Genomic DNA, 14,678 nt, shown 5'->3' with positions numbered 1-14,678 from the left:
ACGCGTGTCGCGGTCAGATGACACCCTGGGCGAGCATCGCCGCGGCGACCCGCTCGAAGCCGGCGATGTTCGCACCGGCCACGTAGTCGCCCCCGACCCCGTAGCGCTCGGCGGCCTCGAACGCGGCGCCGTGGATGTCGGCCATGATCTCGCGGAGCTTGTTCTCGCTCGCGTCGAAGCTCCAGCGCTGGCGCGAGGCGTTCTGGCTCATCTCCAGCGCGGAGGTCGCGACGCCGCCCGCGTTGGCGGCCTTGCCCGGTGCGAACAGCACGCCCGCCTTCTGGAAGGCGTCGACCGCTTCGGGGACGCAGGGCATGTTGGCACCCTCCGACACGGCGCGCACGCCGTTCGCGACGAGCGCCTCGGCGTCCGCGTGGCTCACCTCGTTCTGGGTCGCGGAAGGGACGGCGATGTCGACCGGGACCTCCCAGACGCTGCCGCTCCCGACGAACCGGGCGCCGGGCCGGCGGTTCGCGTACTCGACGATGCGGGCGCGCTCGACCTCCTTGATCTGACGGAGCAGATCGACGTCGATGCCGGCGTCGTCGACGACGTAACCCGAGGAGTCGGATGCCGTCACGGCGGTGGCGCCGAGCTGGGTGGCCTTCTGGATGGCGTAGATCGCGACGTTGCCGGAGCCGGAGATGCCGACCCGCTTCCCGTCGAGGGAGTCGCCGTGCACGGCGAGCATCTCCTGGGCGAAGAAGACCGCGCCGTAGCCGGTCGCCTCGGTGCGCACCTCCGCGCCGCCCCAGCCGGTGCCCTTGCCGGTGAACATGCCGGACTCGTGGCGGTTGGTGATCTTGCGGTACTGGCCGAACAGGAAGCCGATCTCGCGGCCGCCGACGCCGATGTCGCCCGCGGGGACGTCGGTGTGCTCGCCGAGGTGACGGTACAGCTCGTTCATGAACGACTGGCAGAAGCGCATGATCTCGGCATCCGAGCGGCCGTGCGGGTCGAAGTCGGAGCCGCCCTTGCCGCCGCCGATCCCCTGGCCGGTGAGCGCGTTCTTGAAGATCTGCTCGAACCCGAGGAACTTGATGATCGACAAGTTCACGGACGGGTGGAAGCGGAGTCCGCCCTTGTACGGCCCGAGCACGGACGAGAACTGGATGCGGTATCCGCGGTTGACCTGCAGCCGGCCGGCGTCGTCGACCCACGGCACCCGGAACAGGATCTGCCGCTCCGGCTCGACGAGCCGCTCGAGGATGCCGCCGTCGACGTACTCCGGGTGCCGTTCGAGCACCGGGGCGATCGAATGCAGCACCTCGTGCACGGCCTGCTGGAACTCCGGCTCGTGCGGGCTCCGCGACAGCACGGTGTCGAACACGGGCTGGACGGACGGGGCGAGCGGATGGAAGTCGACGGAGGAGGAAGCGGTCACGCGAAAGACTTTCTGATGGGGGATTCTCGAGTGCGTGCGATCGTGTCGCGTGAGGCGTCGCCGGGTCGGGCGGAGCTTTTCACACTACTGGAACCTCCGTCGTGAGAACTTTCACGCTGCGGGAAAGCGCTGGTCACCCGGTGTTCTGCAGGCCGGCGGCGACGCCGCTGACCGACAGCAGGAGCAGGCGGCGCTGCTCGTCATCGGCGCCGGAGCCGGCCGGGGACTCCGAACGCAGCGCGCGCAGCGCCCGCAGCTGCAGCAGGGACAGCGCGTCCACGTACGGGGTGCGCAGCTGCACAGCCCGCTGCAGGATCGGCTTGTTCTCCAGCAGACGCGCGCCGCCGGTGAGGCGGATCACCCACTCCCGGGTGAGGGCGAGCTCATCGAGGACGAGCTGCGCGAGGTCGTCGCGGTCTCCGAGGGCGAGATACTGCCGGGCGATGCGCTCGTCGGTCTTCGCCAGGCTCATGGCGACGTTGTCGATCAGGGTGCGCAGCAGCGGCCACTCGCGGTAGGCCTCCGCCAGCAGCTCCTCGTCGCCGACCGCGGCGAGGGCCGTGCCCAGTCCGAACCAGCCCGCGAGGTTGATGCGGGCCTGCGTCCAGGCGAACACCCACGGGATGGCCCTGAGATCCTCCAGGGACTCGACGGAGAGCCCGCGGCGAGCCGGGCGCGATCCGAGGGCGAGCAGGCCGATCTCCTCCAGCGGGGTGACGGTGGCGAACCAGGGGGCGAAGCCGTCGGCCTTCACCAGGGAGAAGAAGCGCTCGCGCGAGGCGGCGTCCATGACGCCGGCGATGTCCGCGAACCGCGTGGCCGCATCGCTCGTGCGCTTCTCGACCGTCGGCGACGAGGCGAGCAGCGTGGCCGCGGCGACCTGGTCGATGTGGCGCATCGCGATCGCCGGCTCGCCGTAGCGGGCGAAGATGACCTCGCCCTGCTCGGTGAGCTTGAAGCGTCCGTCGACGGAGTGCGGCGGCTGCGCCAGGATCGCCGAGTTGGCCGGGCCGCCGCCGCGGCCGAGGGCGCCGCCGCGGCCGTGGAACAGGGTCAGCTCGATGCCGGCATCCTGCGCCCACTGCGCGATCTTCTCCTGGGCCTCGTAGAGCGCGAGGTTCGCGGCGACGGGGCCGACGTCCTTCGACGAGTCCGAGTAGCCGAGCATCACCTCGAGCCGGTTGCCGGTCGCGGCCATCCGCTTCCGGAACTCCGGGAAGGCGACCGCCTCTGCGAGGATGCCGGGCGCCGCCTGCAGGTCGGCGAAGGTCTCGAAGAGGGGGACCACGTCGAGCACGGGGGCGTCGTCGCCGAGTGCGTGCCGGGCGAGCCTGTACACGGCGGCGAGATCGGCGGCCGACTGGGTGAACGACACCACGTACCGGCCGGCGGCGCGGAGGCCGAGATCGCGCTGGATGTCCGCAATGGCGCGGAACACCTCCAGGACCTCCTCCGTCTGCGCGCTCAGCGCCGCGCCGCTCTCCAGCTCGGCGAGCGCCTTGGCGTGCACCTGCGAGTGCTGGCGCACCTCCAGCTCGGTGAGGTGGAATCCGTAGGTCTCCACCTGCCAGATCAGATGCTGCACGCCGCCGAAGGCGTGACGGCGGGCGCCGGAGTCCGCCAGCGACGCCTGCACCGTGCGGAGATCCGCGAGCAGCTCCTCGGGCGCAGAGTAGCGGAGCGCGCCGCCGCGGCGGGTGTCCGCGACGCGGCGGGCGACGGCGAGCAGCACGCGGCGGTGCGGCTCGCCGGGGGAGCGGGCTGCGAGCTCTGACGCATCCTCCGGATCCGCGGCCGCGAACGCCTCCCACAGGGCCGTCACTGCCGCGCTCGGCGGGGTGTCCTCGGCATCCAGGGTGAGCGTGCGGCCGATGCGGCCGATCGAGCGCTCCAGCCCGCGCAGCACGTGCTCCGAGGCGATCTGCGACGCCTCGCGGGTGACGGATGCCGTGACGAACGGGTTGCCGTCGCGGTCGCCGCCCACCCAGGAGCCGATGCGCACGAAGGCGGGGACGACGGGGGCCGAGGCACCCGACTCCTCGCCGCGCAGCGCGTCGTCGATGCGGCGGTACACGTGCGGAACGGTCGTGAACAGCGTCTCGTCGAAGACGCCCATCACCGTGCGCACCTCGTCGGTCGGGGACGGCTTCTGCGCACGCAGGGGCGCAGTGCGCCAGAGGACGTCGATCTCCTCGAGCATCCGGCGGCGGGCGCGGTGCTCCTCGGCGCCGCCGTCGCTCGACGCGTCGTGCTGGGTCAGCAGCTCGGAGAGGCGGCGGATGCTCGAGGAGACCGCCCGGCGGCGCGCCTCCGTGGGGTGCGCGGTGAAGACCGGGTGGAAGCGGAGACCGTCGAGGCGGCGGCGCGCCTCGTCCTCGCCGACCTCGCCGGTCAGACGCGCGAACGCGGAGGCGACGGTGTCCGCGGCGTCCTCGCGGCCCGGCTGCCCGGCGCGCTCGCGCAGGACTCGCACCCGCTGGTGCTCCTCGGCGAGGTTCACCAGGTGGAAGTAGCACGTGAACGCACGCGCGACCTCGTCGGCACGGGAGATGCTGAACGACTCGGCGATCGCCGCAGCGCGCTCGAACGCGTCCGGGCTCTCCTCGTCGTAGGCCTGGATGGTGGCGAGGCGCAGGCGCTCGACGTCCTGGAAGAGGTCGTCGCCGCCGGCCTCGCGGAGCACCTGGCCGAGCAGGGCTCCGAGCATCCTCACGTCGGAGCGCATCGCCTCGGGGATGCCCTGGCCGGCTTCGAATCGGCCGATGATGCGGATGGCCGAGGTGTCGGTGGGTTCGGTGAAGGAGTGTGCGGGGGTCACGGTTCGAGAGTAGCCCGGCAGCGAATCCTCACATGACCGACCTGTTTCCGCGGCGTAACAAACCGGGCGCCGCCTACGATGGGGTGGATGCGCATCTCGGCCAACCCCCTCCGCGGTCAGCAGTTCCCCGCCGTCCTCCTGCTCCTCGCAGCGGGCCTCGGACTCCTGCTGGCCAACCTCCCGACCCACGACGCGCTGGCCTCGCTCCTCGACTTCCACATCGCGGTGCCCGGCACCGATCTCGACCTCTCCGTGGCGCACTGGGTCTCCGACGGCCTGCTCGCCGTCTTCTTCCTCGTGGTCGCGATCGAGCTGCGCCACGAGCTGACCCACGGCGAGCTCGACTCCGTGAGCAAGGCCGTGCAGCCGGCGATCGCCGCCGCGGGCGGCATCCTGGTCCCGATCGCCGCCTACCTGCTCATCGCCGGGCCGGCGGCGGGCACGGCGGAGACCGCCGCCGGCTGGCCGGTGCCGACCGCGACCGACATCGCCTTCGCCCTCGGCGTCCTCGCGATGTTCGGGCGAGGGCTGCCCTCGGGCGTGCGCGTGTTCCTCCTCGCGCTCGCGATCCTCGACGACATCGTCGGCATCGTCTTCATCGCCGTGCTCTTCGCGCACGACGTGCAGTGGCTGCTGTTCGGCCTCGCCGTCGTCGCCGTCGCCGTGTTCTGGGCGCTGAGCCGGCTCCTGCACGCCAAGGGCCACCCCCTGATCGCCGTCGCGATGGCGGTCGTCGGCGTCGTCTCCTGGGGACTCGTCGCAGCCTCCGGCGTCCACGCCACCATCGCCGGCGTCATGCTCGGCCTGGTCATGGCACCCGTTCCGGCGGGGCGCGTGCGGCACGCGCTGGAGCCGACCGTCAACGGGTTCATCCTGCCGGTCTTCGCCTTCGTCGCCGCCTTCGTGGTGATCCCGGCGGTGTCGCCGTCTGCGCTGTCGCCCGCGTTCTGGGCGATCGTCGTGGCGCTCCCGGTCGGCAAGATCGTCGGGATCTCGCTGTTCGGCTGGGCGGCCATGCGCATCCGGCCGCAGGGCGCCCCGCCCGCGCTGCCCTTCGCAGACCTCGTGGCAGCAGGGGCGCTCGGCGGCATCGGCTTCACCGTCTCTCTGCTGCTCGCGAACCTCGCCTTCGCGAGCGACGCCGGCATCCGCGACCAGGCCATCCTCGGCGTCCTCGTCGGATCGCTGATCGCCCTCGCCCTCTCCGGCGTCATCGTGTCGCTGCGGGCCGGGTGGTATCGCCGCGTCGCATCCGCGGCATCCTGAACCGTCCGCCGAAGGAGGCACGATGACGCACGCCGAGCCCGACCCGCTGCGGGCCGCCGCCGAGACAATGCGCGCGGTCAGGGCGCGCTGCGTCTGGTCGCAGCGCATCACCCACCGCGACCTCGTGCCGTATCTCATCGAGGAGTCGCACGAGGTCATCGACGCCGTGGAGAGCGGCACCCGCGCCGACCTCCGCGAGGAGCTCGGCGACCTGCTCTGGCAGGTGCTGTTCCATTCCGCGATCGCGGCGCAGGACCCCGACGACCCGTTCGACATCGACGACGTCGCGAAGACGCTCACGGAGAAGATGGTGCGGCGGCACCCGCATGTCTTCGCGGATGCCGTCGCGACCACGCCCGAGGAGGTGCTGGTGCACTGGAACGCGGCGAAGGCCGCGGAGAAGCGCACCCGTCGCAGCGTGCTCGACGGCGTGCCCCCGGGGATGCCGGCCCTGGCGCGCGCGCAGAAGCTCGCCGGCCGTGCCGCCGGCGTGGGCGTGCACCCTGCCGCCTCGGTGCCAGGGCCGCCGGCATCCGAGGCGGAGCTCGGGGAAGCGCTGCTCGCTCTCGTCGGGACGGCGCACACCAACGGCTGGGACGCCGAGCGCGCGCTGCGCGAGCGGCTGCGGACGCTGGAGGACGAGGTCCGCGCGTCCGAATCACGGGACTGATCCCGCTCCCGGGCCTTTCGGGAGGCCTGCGGGGGATTCGAAACCGGGGTAGGCGACCTGGAAGGATGGAGGCGTGGCTACTGTGAACCCGCCGCGCGGCATGCGCGACATCCTCCCCGCCGACAAGGCCCGCCGTGAGCGCGTCCTCTCCGTCATCCGCGAGCGCTACCGCGCGCACGGCTTCGACGAGATCGAGACGCCCGCGCTGGAGGAGTACTCCCGGCTGCATGCGGGCATCGGCGGCGACAACGAGAAGCTCGCCTACAACGTCCTGCGTCGCGGCCTGGATGCCGAGGCGATCCGGGATGCCGCGGCGGACCCCGCCGCGCTGGCCGACCTGGGCCTGCGCTACGACCTGACCGTGCCGCTCGCCCGGTTCTACGCGAGCAACCGCGGGCAGCTCCCCGGCGTCTTCCGCGCGATCCAGATCGGACCCGTGTGGCGCGCCGAGCGGCCGCAGAAGGGACGCTACCGCCAGTTCGTGCAGTGCGACATCGACATCATGGGCGACGACTCCGCACGCGCCGAGGCCGAGCTCATGGTCGCGTCGCTGGACGCGCTGGATGCTCTCGGCCTCGAGGGGGCGACGGTGCGCATCAACGACCGTCGGGTGCTCGACTGGATGCTCGAGTCGTTCGGGTTCGCACTCGAGGAGCGTCCGGGGGTGCTGATCACGATCGACAAGCTCGACAAGATCGGCCCCGACGGCGTCGCGGCGGAGCTGCGCGAGCGCGGCGCGGCGGCTGCGGCCGTCGACGCCTTCGAGGCCTTCCTGCGCCGCCCGCAGACGATGGAGTACAACCCCTACGGCGAGCGGCAGATCCGCAAGGCGCTGCCCGAGGGTGCGCCGGAGGAGATCGTCGGTCACCTCGTCGGCATCGGCGAGGCCGTCGCGGCGGGCCGTGGCGTCACCGACATCCCGCTCGTCTTCGACCCGTTCCTCGTGCGCGGCATGGGCTACTACACCGGCACCATCTTCGAGCTCGCGCACCCGTCGGTCGACTACTCGCTCGGCGGCGGCGGACGCTACGACGGCATGATCGGCCGCTTCCTCGGCCAGCAGGTCCCCGCCGTCGGCTTCTCGCTCGGCTTCGAGCGCATCGTCGACCTCGTCACGGCCGGCGCCGACGACGACGCCGAGGCGGTCGTGCTCATCCACGACGCCGACGTCCCGGTCGCCGAGCTCGTCACGCACAAGGCGCGGCTCATCGCCGGCGGGGCGCGGGTGCGCCTGGAACGCCGCACGAAGAACCTCAAGGCGCTGCTCGAGCGCTCCGCAGCCGACGGCTACACCGCCTTCGCGACGGTGTCGGCGGGTGCCGCAGAGCCGGAGCTCAAGCCGCTCGGCTGAGCGGCGCCTGCTCGCGTGAGCGGACCATCCTGACGCCGTTCACCGGCGGTTCACGACGATCGGGTCGAATCGGCGTATGAGCCGGATCCGTCTCCTCGCCGCGATCGGGGTGGGCGCTGTCGCATCCGCCGCCGGCATCCGGGTCGTGCTGCGCCACCAGGCGGCGATCGCCCGACGGCGGATCGGCAAGCCGCTGGGGGAGGAATCCCTCGACGCGGACCGCGTGTGGCGGCGGGCGCTGGACGGTCCGGCGATCGAGCTGCTCGTGCTCGGCGACTCGCTCGCGGCCGGACTCGGCGCCGAGCGACGCAAGGAGACGCTCGGCGGACGGCTCGCAAAGAGCCTCGCCCGGCGTCAGCACCGGCCGGTGCGGCTGCGCACGGCGGCGGTCGTCGGCTCGGAGTCGCCCGATCTGGCCGCTCAGCTGGATGCCCTGCCGCCGGAGTACCGTCCGGATGCCGCGGTCATCGTGGTCGGCGGGAACGACGTCACGCACCGGATCCCCGTCTCCGTGTCCGTGCAGCATCTCGAGGAGGCGATCACCAGGCTCCGCGCCCGCGGGGCCGAGGTCGTCGTCGGCACCTGTCCTGACCTCGGCGCCCTGCGGCCGGTGCCGCAGCCGCTGCGGCGTCTGATCTCCAGCCTCTCCCGGCGGCTGGGCGAGGCGCAGGCGGAGGCCGCCGCGCGAGCGGGAGCTCATGCGGTCGACCTCCGTCGCGCCGTCGGCTCGATGTTCTTCGACGACCCGGAGGCGATGTTCAGCCTGGACAGGTTCCACCCGAGCCCGCTCGGCTACCGGCGCACCGCCGAGGCGCTGCTTCCCGCCGTCGAGAGGGCGCTCGCGGTCAGGCCCCGGCTGGTGCGGCGCTGAAGGAGGCCGCCCACTCGGCGACCCGGCGGGCGCTCTCCTCCTCGGAGATGTCCTCGATCCTCGTCATCAGCGACCAGCGCACCCCGAACGGGTCGCGGATGCTGGCGAAGCGGTCTCCGGACACGAAATCGCTCGGCGCCTCGCGGACCGTCGCCCCGGCGGCGACGGCCCGCTCGACGACCGTGTCGACGTCGGAGACGTACAGGCCCATCGAGTAGCAGTCCTCCTCGCCCTGGGGCGCGGGCACGAGGTGGTACTCGGGATTCGGCTCGCCGAGCTGGAGGTGCCCGAGCCCGAAGTCGAGATCGGCGTGCGCGACGACGTCGCCGAACTCGGTGACGTCGATCACGCGGGCGCCGAAGACGTCGCGGTAGAAGGCGATCGCGTCCTTCGCGCGCGGGATCGCCAGGAACGGGGTGAGGGCGGTCGCGCCGTGCGGGCGGCCGTCCGTGGTGTGCGCGCCGGTCACGCCGGCTCTGCTCTGATCTGTCATGCCGTCAGGCTAGGAGCGGGTGGACGCCGGTCGCTTGAAGATCCGCGACAGCCTCGCGAGCGATGTCCCTGCCGGTGCGTAGCCTGGGGCGATGGTCGACCCCACCCGCGGCATCCTCTACCCGGCACGACTGCCGCAGTTCCACCGGCTGCCCGCGGCGAGGGAGGCCGCCGAGCTTGCGGCGTGGTTCTGGATCCCCGAGTGGGACGTCGCGCCGGGTCACACCTCGCGGCAGGAGGTCGTCGGCTATCCCGCGTTGAACCTCGTCGTCGAGCCCGGTGCCGTCACCCTCTCCGGGGCGACCACCCGGATGTCGCACCGCGACCTCCGCGGCACGAGCTGGGCGGTGGGCGCGCTGCTGCGCCCGGCGGCTGTCGCAGCGCTCGTCGAGGCGCCCGCCGGACTCGTGGACGGGGAGCGTGAACTCGACGAGCCCGGCCTGCGCGCCGCCGTGACCGCAGCGATGGGGAGCGGGGCGGGGCATCGGGAGCGGGCGGTCCGCGCCTTCTCCGACTGGCTCGTCGCGCGCACCGGGCCCGTGGGCGATGCCGCGCGGCAGGCCAACGCGCTCGTCGACGCGCTGCTGGGGGACGGCGCCGCGGACACCCCGGAGGAGGCGGCGGCACGGCTGGCCGTGTCCGTGCGTACGCTGCAGCGCCTCGCCCACCGTCACGTGGGCGTGGCCCCCGCCGCGATGATCCGCCGCCGCCGGCTCCAGGAGGCCGCCGAGCGTCTCCGCCTCGATCCGTCGACCGACCTCGCCACGCTCGCCGCGGAGACGGGATACGCGGACCACGCGCACCTCACCCGCGACTTCCGCGCCGTGCTCGGCATCGCCCCGACCACCTACCGCTCGGATGCGGCGAGCTGATCAGTCCCGCGCGAGTCGCAGTCGCAGCATCCGGTAGCCCACTCCGAGGAGGACGACCCCGGTGCCGATCGCGGCGGAGAGGACGGGCAGGGTGTTCACGAGCACGAGGCAGCCGAGCGCGCCGATCACCTGCAGCGCGCGCGGGTATCGGCGCGCCGGCGCCCCCTGACGGAAGGCCGAGGCGTTCGCGATCAGGTAGTACAGCAGCACGCCGAAGGAGGAGAACCCGATCGCGCCGCGGAGGTCGGCCAGCAGCACGATGCCGATCACGATCGTCGCCACCACGATCTCGGCCCGGCGCGGCACCTGCCAGCGGTCGTCCACCTTCGCCAGGAACCGCGGGAGATCGGCCTCGCGCGCCATCGCGAGGGACGTCCGGCCGATGCCCGTGAGCAGGGCCAGCAGGGCGCCGAGAGACGCCGTCGCCGCGGCGATCCGGACCACGGGGGCGAGCGGCGCCCAGCCGGCCTGGGCGACGAGGTGCGCCAGGGGAGCGGTGCCGGCATCCGCCCCGAGCACGAGCAGCACGCTCACCGCGACCAGCGCGTAGACGAGCACGGCGCCGGCGAGGGCGAGCACGATCGCCCTCGGGATGCAGCGGGCGGGATCGACCACCTCCTCGCCCATGGTCGCGATGCGCGCGTACCCGGCGAACGCGAAGAACAGCAGCCCTGCTCCCTGCAGCACGCCGTACGCGGTCGCGTCGGGGAGAGGTTCGGGGGTGGCGCCGGGCGCGGCGGTGAGCCCCGCGGCGACCACCACGGCGAGTCCCAGCAGCGACACGACGACGAGGATGCGCGTGAGCAGCGCGGTGCGGGTGACGCCGAAGCAGTTCACCGTCGCCAGGGCCGCCACCGCGGCGACGGCGACGGGCACCTGCCAGCCGGCGGGGGCGGCGTACGCGGCGAAGGTCATCGCCATGGCAGCGCAGCTCGCGATCTTGCCGATCACGAAGCACCATCCGGCGATGAAGCCCCACCACGGCCCGATCTCGGCGCGGGCGTACGCGTACGTGCCGCCGGCGACCGGATGCACAGCGGCGAGCTGCGCGGAGGAGGTGGCGTTGCAGTACGCGACGAGGGCGGCGATCGCGAGCGCGACGAGCAGACCGCTCCCGGCGGCGTCGAGCGCCGGCTCCCAGACGGAGAAGACGCCGGCGCCGACCATCGAGCCGAGGCCGATGGCGACGGCGTCACGGAGGCTCAGGCGGCGCGCGAGGGGCATCCCGTCATCGTGCCACGGCGGAGTGAACGGCGCGTGTCGTCAGGTGTCGCGCGCCGCGGTGACGCGCTTCTTCTCCCTGACGTAGACCTCGCGGCGCACTCTCGCGACGACGTCGCCGTGGCGGTCGGTGATCTCCGTCTCGAACCACTCCAGGACCTTCGCCCCGCCGTGGGCACGCTCGCGGATGTCCGCGGCGCGCTCCTTCGGCACGGAGAACTCCGCCGTGAGGACTCCGCGACCCGGCTTGAGGAACTCGATCTCGCCACGCGTGTCCCAGACGACGTAATCCCGGCCGAGCTGATGCATCACCAGCATGAAGAAGTACGGATCGGTCATCGCAGACATCGACCCGCCGAAGGCGGTCTTCACGTAATTGCGGGTGAACACGTTCACGTGCAGTTCGACGGTCGCATGCGTCCAGTCGGGGCTGAATCGGCGAACCCGGATGCCGCTGAAGAGATTCGGGATCCAGAGGCTCATGCCCACGGCGAGGCGACGGGGAGTGATGCGCATGCAGCCAGTGTGCGACATCCGGCCGGACCCGACGAAGACGGCTGGAGGGTTGTTACAATTGTTCTAGTTCGTCTAGAATTAGTAGACATAGAGGGAGGTCCGGAGATGCTGATCAGAGTCGACGTCGACAGTCCGCGACCGCTGTACGACCAGGTCGCGGCATCCGTCCGTGCGGACATCCTGCTCGGGGAGCTCTCGCCAGGGGATCGCCTTCCCGCGGCGCGCGAGGTCGCCGAGGCGCTCGACATCAATCAGCACACCGTGCTGCACGCCTATCAGCGCCTGCGCGACGAGGGCCTCGTCGACCTCCGCCGCGGGCGCGGTGCCGTGATCTCCGCCTCCGCCGCACCGCTCGCGGAGCTCGCCCACGACATCGACCGCCTTGTGCGTCGCGCCGCGAGTCTCGGCGTCTCAGCGGACACGCTCGCAGGCATCGTGCAGTCCCACCGTGACGGCATCGTCCCTGGCCGTCCCGACCCTGAGGAGGTCTCGACATGACGACCCACGATCTCACCCGCACCCCGCCGGCGCTGCTGCGCCGGGCCCGGCTCACCTTCGTCATCCTCGCCGTCGCCGTTCCGGTGCTTCTCACCGTGATCGGCGTCGGCGTGATCCTCTCCTGGCTCCCGGAGCTCCCGGAGATCGTCGTCACGCACTGGGGCGTCGCGGGCGCGGACCGCACGGGCCCCGCCTCGATGTATCTCTGGCTGCTGATCGGCACCGGTCTCGGTCTCCCGTGGCTGATGGCCGTCACCACCCTCGCCGCCGTCGGCACGCACTGGGGCGGGGCGGCTCGCCTGATGGGATCGCTCGCCGTCGGCCTGTCCGCACTGTCCCTCGTGATGAACGTCGGCTCCCTCGGCATCCAACGCGGCATCGGCGATCCGGCCGACGTGCCGGGCGTCGGCGGCATCGTGGCCCTGGCCTTCGCCGCGCTGCTCTTCATCGGCGCGATCGGCTGGCTCGTGCAGCCGCGGGTGGAGGCCGATCCCGGTCGCACGCTGGAGGCGCGGCATGCCGTGCGCGTGGCGGACGGGGAGCGGGTCGTCTGGCTCGGCTCGACCACGATGCCGCGCGCGGCTCTCGCGGCCGTCGTCCTCCTGCTGCTCGCGCTCGTCGTGCTCGCGGCGTACATGCTGCTCACCGGGGTGGAGGGCGGCGGGATCGTGGCGATCGTCGTCATCGTCGTCGCCGCCGCGCTGGCCACCGCCGCGTCGTTCCGGGTGCGGATCACCCCGGAGGGCTTCTCCGCTCGGTCGCTCGCCGGCTGGCCGCGCGTGTTCATCCCGACCTCCGAGATCGTCTCGGCACGGGCGGTCGACGTCTCACCGTTCGGAGAGTTCGGCGGCTGGGGCTGGCGGGTGGCCGTCGACGGCCGCACCGGCATCATCATGCGGCGCGGAGCCGCCGTCGAGGTGTCGCGACGAGAGCGGAAGCCGTTCATCGTGACGATCGACGGCGCGGAGGAGGCCGCGGCCCTGCTGCAGGCCTACGTCGAACGCGGTCGAACCGACGGCGGCGAGAGGAGCCAGTCGTGAGCGCCCGCGTGAGATGGACCGCCGTCATCCTGTTCTGCCTCCTCTCCTGCGGTCTCGCCTGGCTCGTCTGCCTTCCGCTCTGGCTCGGCGACGGCCTCGCCGAGCCGAGCTCGGCGCTCCTCCTGCCGGCGATGATGTCCACCCCGGCGGTGGCGGCGATCATCGTGAGCCTCGTGACCGGAGTCCCCGCGCGAGGAGAGCGGGCGCGGTTCCTGGGCCTCTGGCCGCTTCGTCCCGCCAGGCGGGTCGTGTGGCTCATGGTCGCGGGCTGGCTCGCGCCGCCCCTGCTCGTCGGAGTCAGCATCCTCGTCGCCGCGGCGCTCGGATTCGTGCAGCTCGATCCGTCGTTCGCGGGATTCGGAGCCGAGGTCGAGAAGGCGCTCCCGGACGACGCCCCGATGCCGCCGATCGGGCTGATCGTGCTCGCGCAGATCCTCACGATCCCGCTCGGCGCCCTGTTCAACTCCGTCCTCGCGTTCGGAGAGGAGCTGGGATGGCGCGGCTGGCTGCTTCCGGCGCTCCGGCCGCTCGGCACCTGGCCGGCGCTGCTGCTCAGCGGGGCGGTCTGGGGCGTCTGGCACAGCCCGGTGATCCTCCTCGGGTACAACTTCGACCGGACGGATCTCACCGGTGTGCTGTTCATGATCGGCGGCTGCGTGGCCTGGGGTGTGCTGCTGGGCTGGCTGCGGCTGCGCTCGGCATCCGTGTGGCCGGCCGTCCTCGCCCACGGGGCGCTGAACGCCTCCGGCGGGCTCATCGTGATCTTCGCGGCGGCGAAGCCCGACCTCGCGCTCGCCGGCCCGCTCGGCCTCGCCGGATGGGTCGTGCTCGCGGCGGTCGTCCTGGTGCTCGTGCTGACCGGCCAGTTCCGAGACCAGCCAGAGCTCAGCGGCGCTCCGGTGCGCCTGCTCTCGCCGCCGCGCAGCTGACCTGCGCCCTTGACGCTCCGGCGGGCGCGGGGTTGGCTGAGGACATGGACTCCACACCAGCGGCCTGGGCCGACGCCGACGCCTTTCTCGCCGACACCCTCGTCGGACACGACCCCGCGCTCGAGGCCACGCTCGAGGCGCAGCGCGATGCAGGCCTGCCCGCCATCGAGGTCGCCCCGGTCGCGGGCAAGCTGCTGAACCTCCTCGCCCGCCTCAGCGGCGCCCGTCGGGTACTCGAGATCGGCACCCTGGGCGGCTACTCGACGATCTGGCTGGCGCGCGCCGTGGGCGACGGCGGACGCGTGGTCACGGTCGAAGCGGAGGCCGCGAACGCGGCGATCGCACGGAGGAGCATCGACGCGGCCGGAGTCGGAGAACGCGTGGAGATCCGCATCGGACGCGGTGCCGACGTGCTGCCGACCCTGGTCGGCGGCTTCGACCTCGTGTTCATCGACGCCGACAAGGAGTCGAACACGGTCTACCTCGACTGGGCGGCGAAGCTCGGACACCCCGGCACGGTCGTCGTGCTCGACAACATCGGGCGCGAGGGGGAGATCGTCCGCGACGACGCGACGGACTCCAAGGTGATCGGCACGCGGGACGGCCTGCGGATGCTGGGGGAGGACCCGCGCTTCGACGCGACCGCCCTCCAGACGGTCGGCGTCAAGGGCTGGGACGGCGTCGCGATCGCCCTCGTCGTCTGAGCACCGTCATCCCCTCGGGCGCGGCCGGCGGGCGGGCTAGACTGGG

General features: G+C 72.4%; 14 protein-coding genes. 9 read left to right on the top strand and 5 right to left on the bottom strand.

Going from position 1 to position 14,678, the window contains the following annotated elements:
- Positions 1-13: 13 nt before the first annotated feature.
- Positions 14-1,384: an NADP-specific glutamate dehydrogenase gene (gene gdhA / locus G6G98_RS05515; RefSeq protein WP_067350135.1), complete on the bottom strand. Its 1,371-nt coding sequence runs from the start codon at positions 1,382-1,384 to the stop codon at positions 14-16.
- 133 nt (positions 1,385-1,517) lie between these two features.
- A complete protein-coding gene (locus tag G6G98_RS05510; protein ID WP_067350138.1) occupies positions 1,518-4,202 on the bottom strand; it encodes a phosphoenolpyruvate carboxylase in 2,685 nt (894 codons plus the stop codon).
- A gap of 87 nt (positions 4,203-4,289) precedes the next feature.
- On the opposite strand from G6G98_RS05510, the gene G6G98_RS05505 reads away from it, so the two are divergent.
- The 4 genes from G6G98_RS05505 (at position 4,290) to G6G98_RS05490 (ending at position 8,360) form a co-directional block, all read left to right on the top strand.
- Positions 4,290-5,468, top strand: a complete 1,179-nt coding sequence (locus G6G98_RS05505) for a Na+/H+ antiporter NhaA (protein WP_164233353.1) — start codon at positions 4,290-4,292, stop codon at positions 5,466-5,468.
- Positions 5,469-5,490: 22 nt separating this feature from the next.
- On the top strand, positions 5,491-6,138 hold the full coding sequence (locus G6G98_RS05500) for a MazG family protein (protein ID WP_067350144.1): 648 nt from the start codon (positions 5,491-5,493) through the stop codon (positions 6,136-6,138).
- A 100-nt stretch (positions 6,139-6,238) separates the two neighbouring features.
- On the top strand, positions 6,239-7,489 hold the full coding sequence (gene hisS, locus G6G98_RS05495; protein ID WP_067350147.1) for a histidine--tRNA ligase: 1,251 nt from the start codon (positions 6,239-6,241) through the stop codon (positions 7,487-7,489).
- 76 nt (positions 7,490-7,565) lie between these two features.
- Positions 7,566-8,360 (top strand): SGNH/GDSL hydrolase family protein, encoded by a 795-nt coding sequence (locus tag G6G98_RS05490; RefSeq protein ID WP_164233355.1) that lies wholly within the window; start codon positions 7,566-7,568, stop codon positions 8,358-8,360.
- Here the strand turns inward: G6G98_RS05490 and G6G98_RS05485 are convergent.
- Complete coding sequence (locus G6G98_RS05485) at positions 8,335-8,853, bottom strand: VOC family protein (protein ID WP_067350153.1); 519 nt, start codon at positions 8,851-8,853, stop codon at positions 8,335-8,337. The two genes, G6G98_RS05490 and G6G98_RS05485, sit on opposite strands and share 26 nt — an antisense overlap.
- 91 nt (positions 8,854-8,944) lie before the next feature.
- On the opposite strand from G6G98_RS05485, the gene G6G98_RS05480 reads away from it, so the two are divergent.
- Positions 8,945-9,724: an AraC family transcriptional regulator gene (locus G6G98_RS05480; protein ID WP_164233357.1), complete on the top strand. Its 780-nt coding sequence runs from the start codon at positions 8,945-8,947 to the stop codon at positions 9,722-9,724.
- Here G6G98_RS05480 and G6G98_RS05475 read toward each other — a convergent pair whose 3' ends face one another.
- Together G6G98_RS05475 and G6G98_RS05470 are read right to left on the bottom strand one after the other, a co-directional pair.
- Positions 9,725-10,948, bottom strand: a complete 1,224-nt coding sequence (locus G6G98_RS05475) for an APC family permease (protein WP_067350161.1) — start codon at positions 10,946-10,948, stop codon at positions 9,725-9,727.
- 39 nt (positions 10,949-10,987) lie between these two features.
- Complete coding sequence (locus G6G98_RS05470; RefSeq protein WP_164233359.1) at positions 10,988-11,461, bottom strand: DUF4442 domain-containing protein; 474 nt, start codon at positions 11,459-11,461, stop codon at positions 10,988-10,990.
- 105 nt (positions 11,462-11,566) lie between these two features.
- On the opposite strand from G6G98_RS05470, the gene G6G98_RS05465 reads away from it, so the two are divergent.
- The 4 genes from G6G98_RS05465 to G6G98_RS05450 are packed head-to-tail and all read left to right on the top strand — an operon-like array spanning position 11,567 to position 14,632.
- Positions 11,567-11,959, top strand: coding sequence for a GntR family transcriptional regulator (locus tag G6G98_RS05465; RefSeq protein ID WP_164233361.1), 393 nt, complete (start codon positions 11,567-11,569; stop codon positions 11,957-11,959).
- Positions 11,956-12,999 (top strand): DUF1648 domain-containing protein, encoded by a 1,044-nt coding sequence (locus tag G6G98_RS05460; protein WP_164233362.1) that lies wholly within the window; start codon positions 11,956-11,958, stop codon positions 12,997-12,999. The genes G6G98_RS05465 and G6G98_RS05460 overlap by 4 nt, the downstream gene beginning before the upstream one ends.
- Positions 12,996-13,928, top strand: coding sequence for a CPBP family intramembrane glutamic endopeptidase (locus tag G6G98_RS05455; RefSeq protein WP_164233364.1), 933 nt, complete (start codon positions 12,996-12,998; stop codon positions 13,926-13,928). Before G6G98_RS05460 ends, G6G98_RS05455 begins: the two co-directional genes overlap by 4 nt.
- A gap of 44 nt (positions 13,929-13,972) precedes the next feature.
- Positions 13,973-14,632, top strand: a complete 660-nt coding sequence (locus tag G6G98_RS05450; protein WP_164233366.1) for an O-methyltransferase — start codon at positions 13,973-13,975, stop codon at positions 14,630-14,632.
- Positions 14,633-14,678: the final 46 nt, after the last annotated feature.

The organism is Microbacterium hydrocarbonoxydans (assembly GCF_011752045.1).
In the GTDB taxonomy this organism is placed as follows: domain Bacteria; phylum Actinomycetota; class Actinomycetes; order Actinomycetales; family Microbacteriaceae; genus Microbacterium.
The sequence above is the reverse complement of the archived record's forward strand: the minus strand, read 5'-3'. Positions and strand labels throughout refer to the sequence as shown.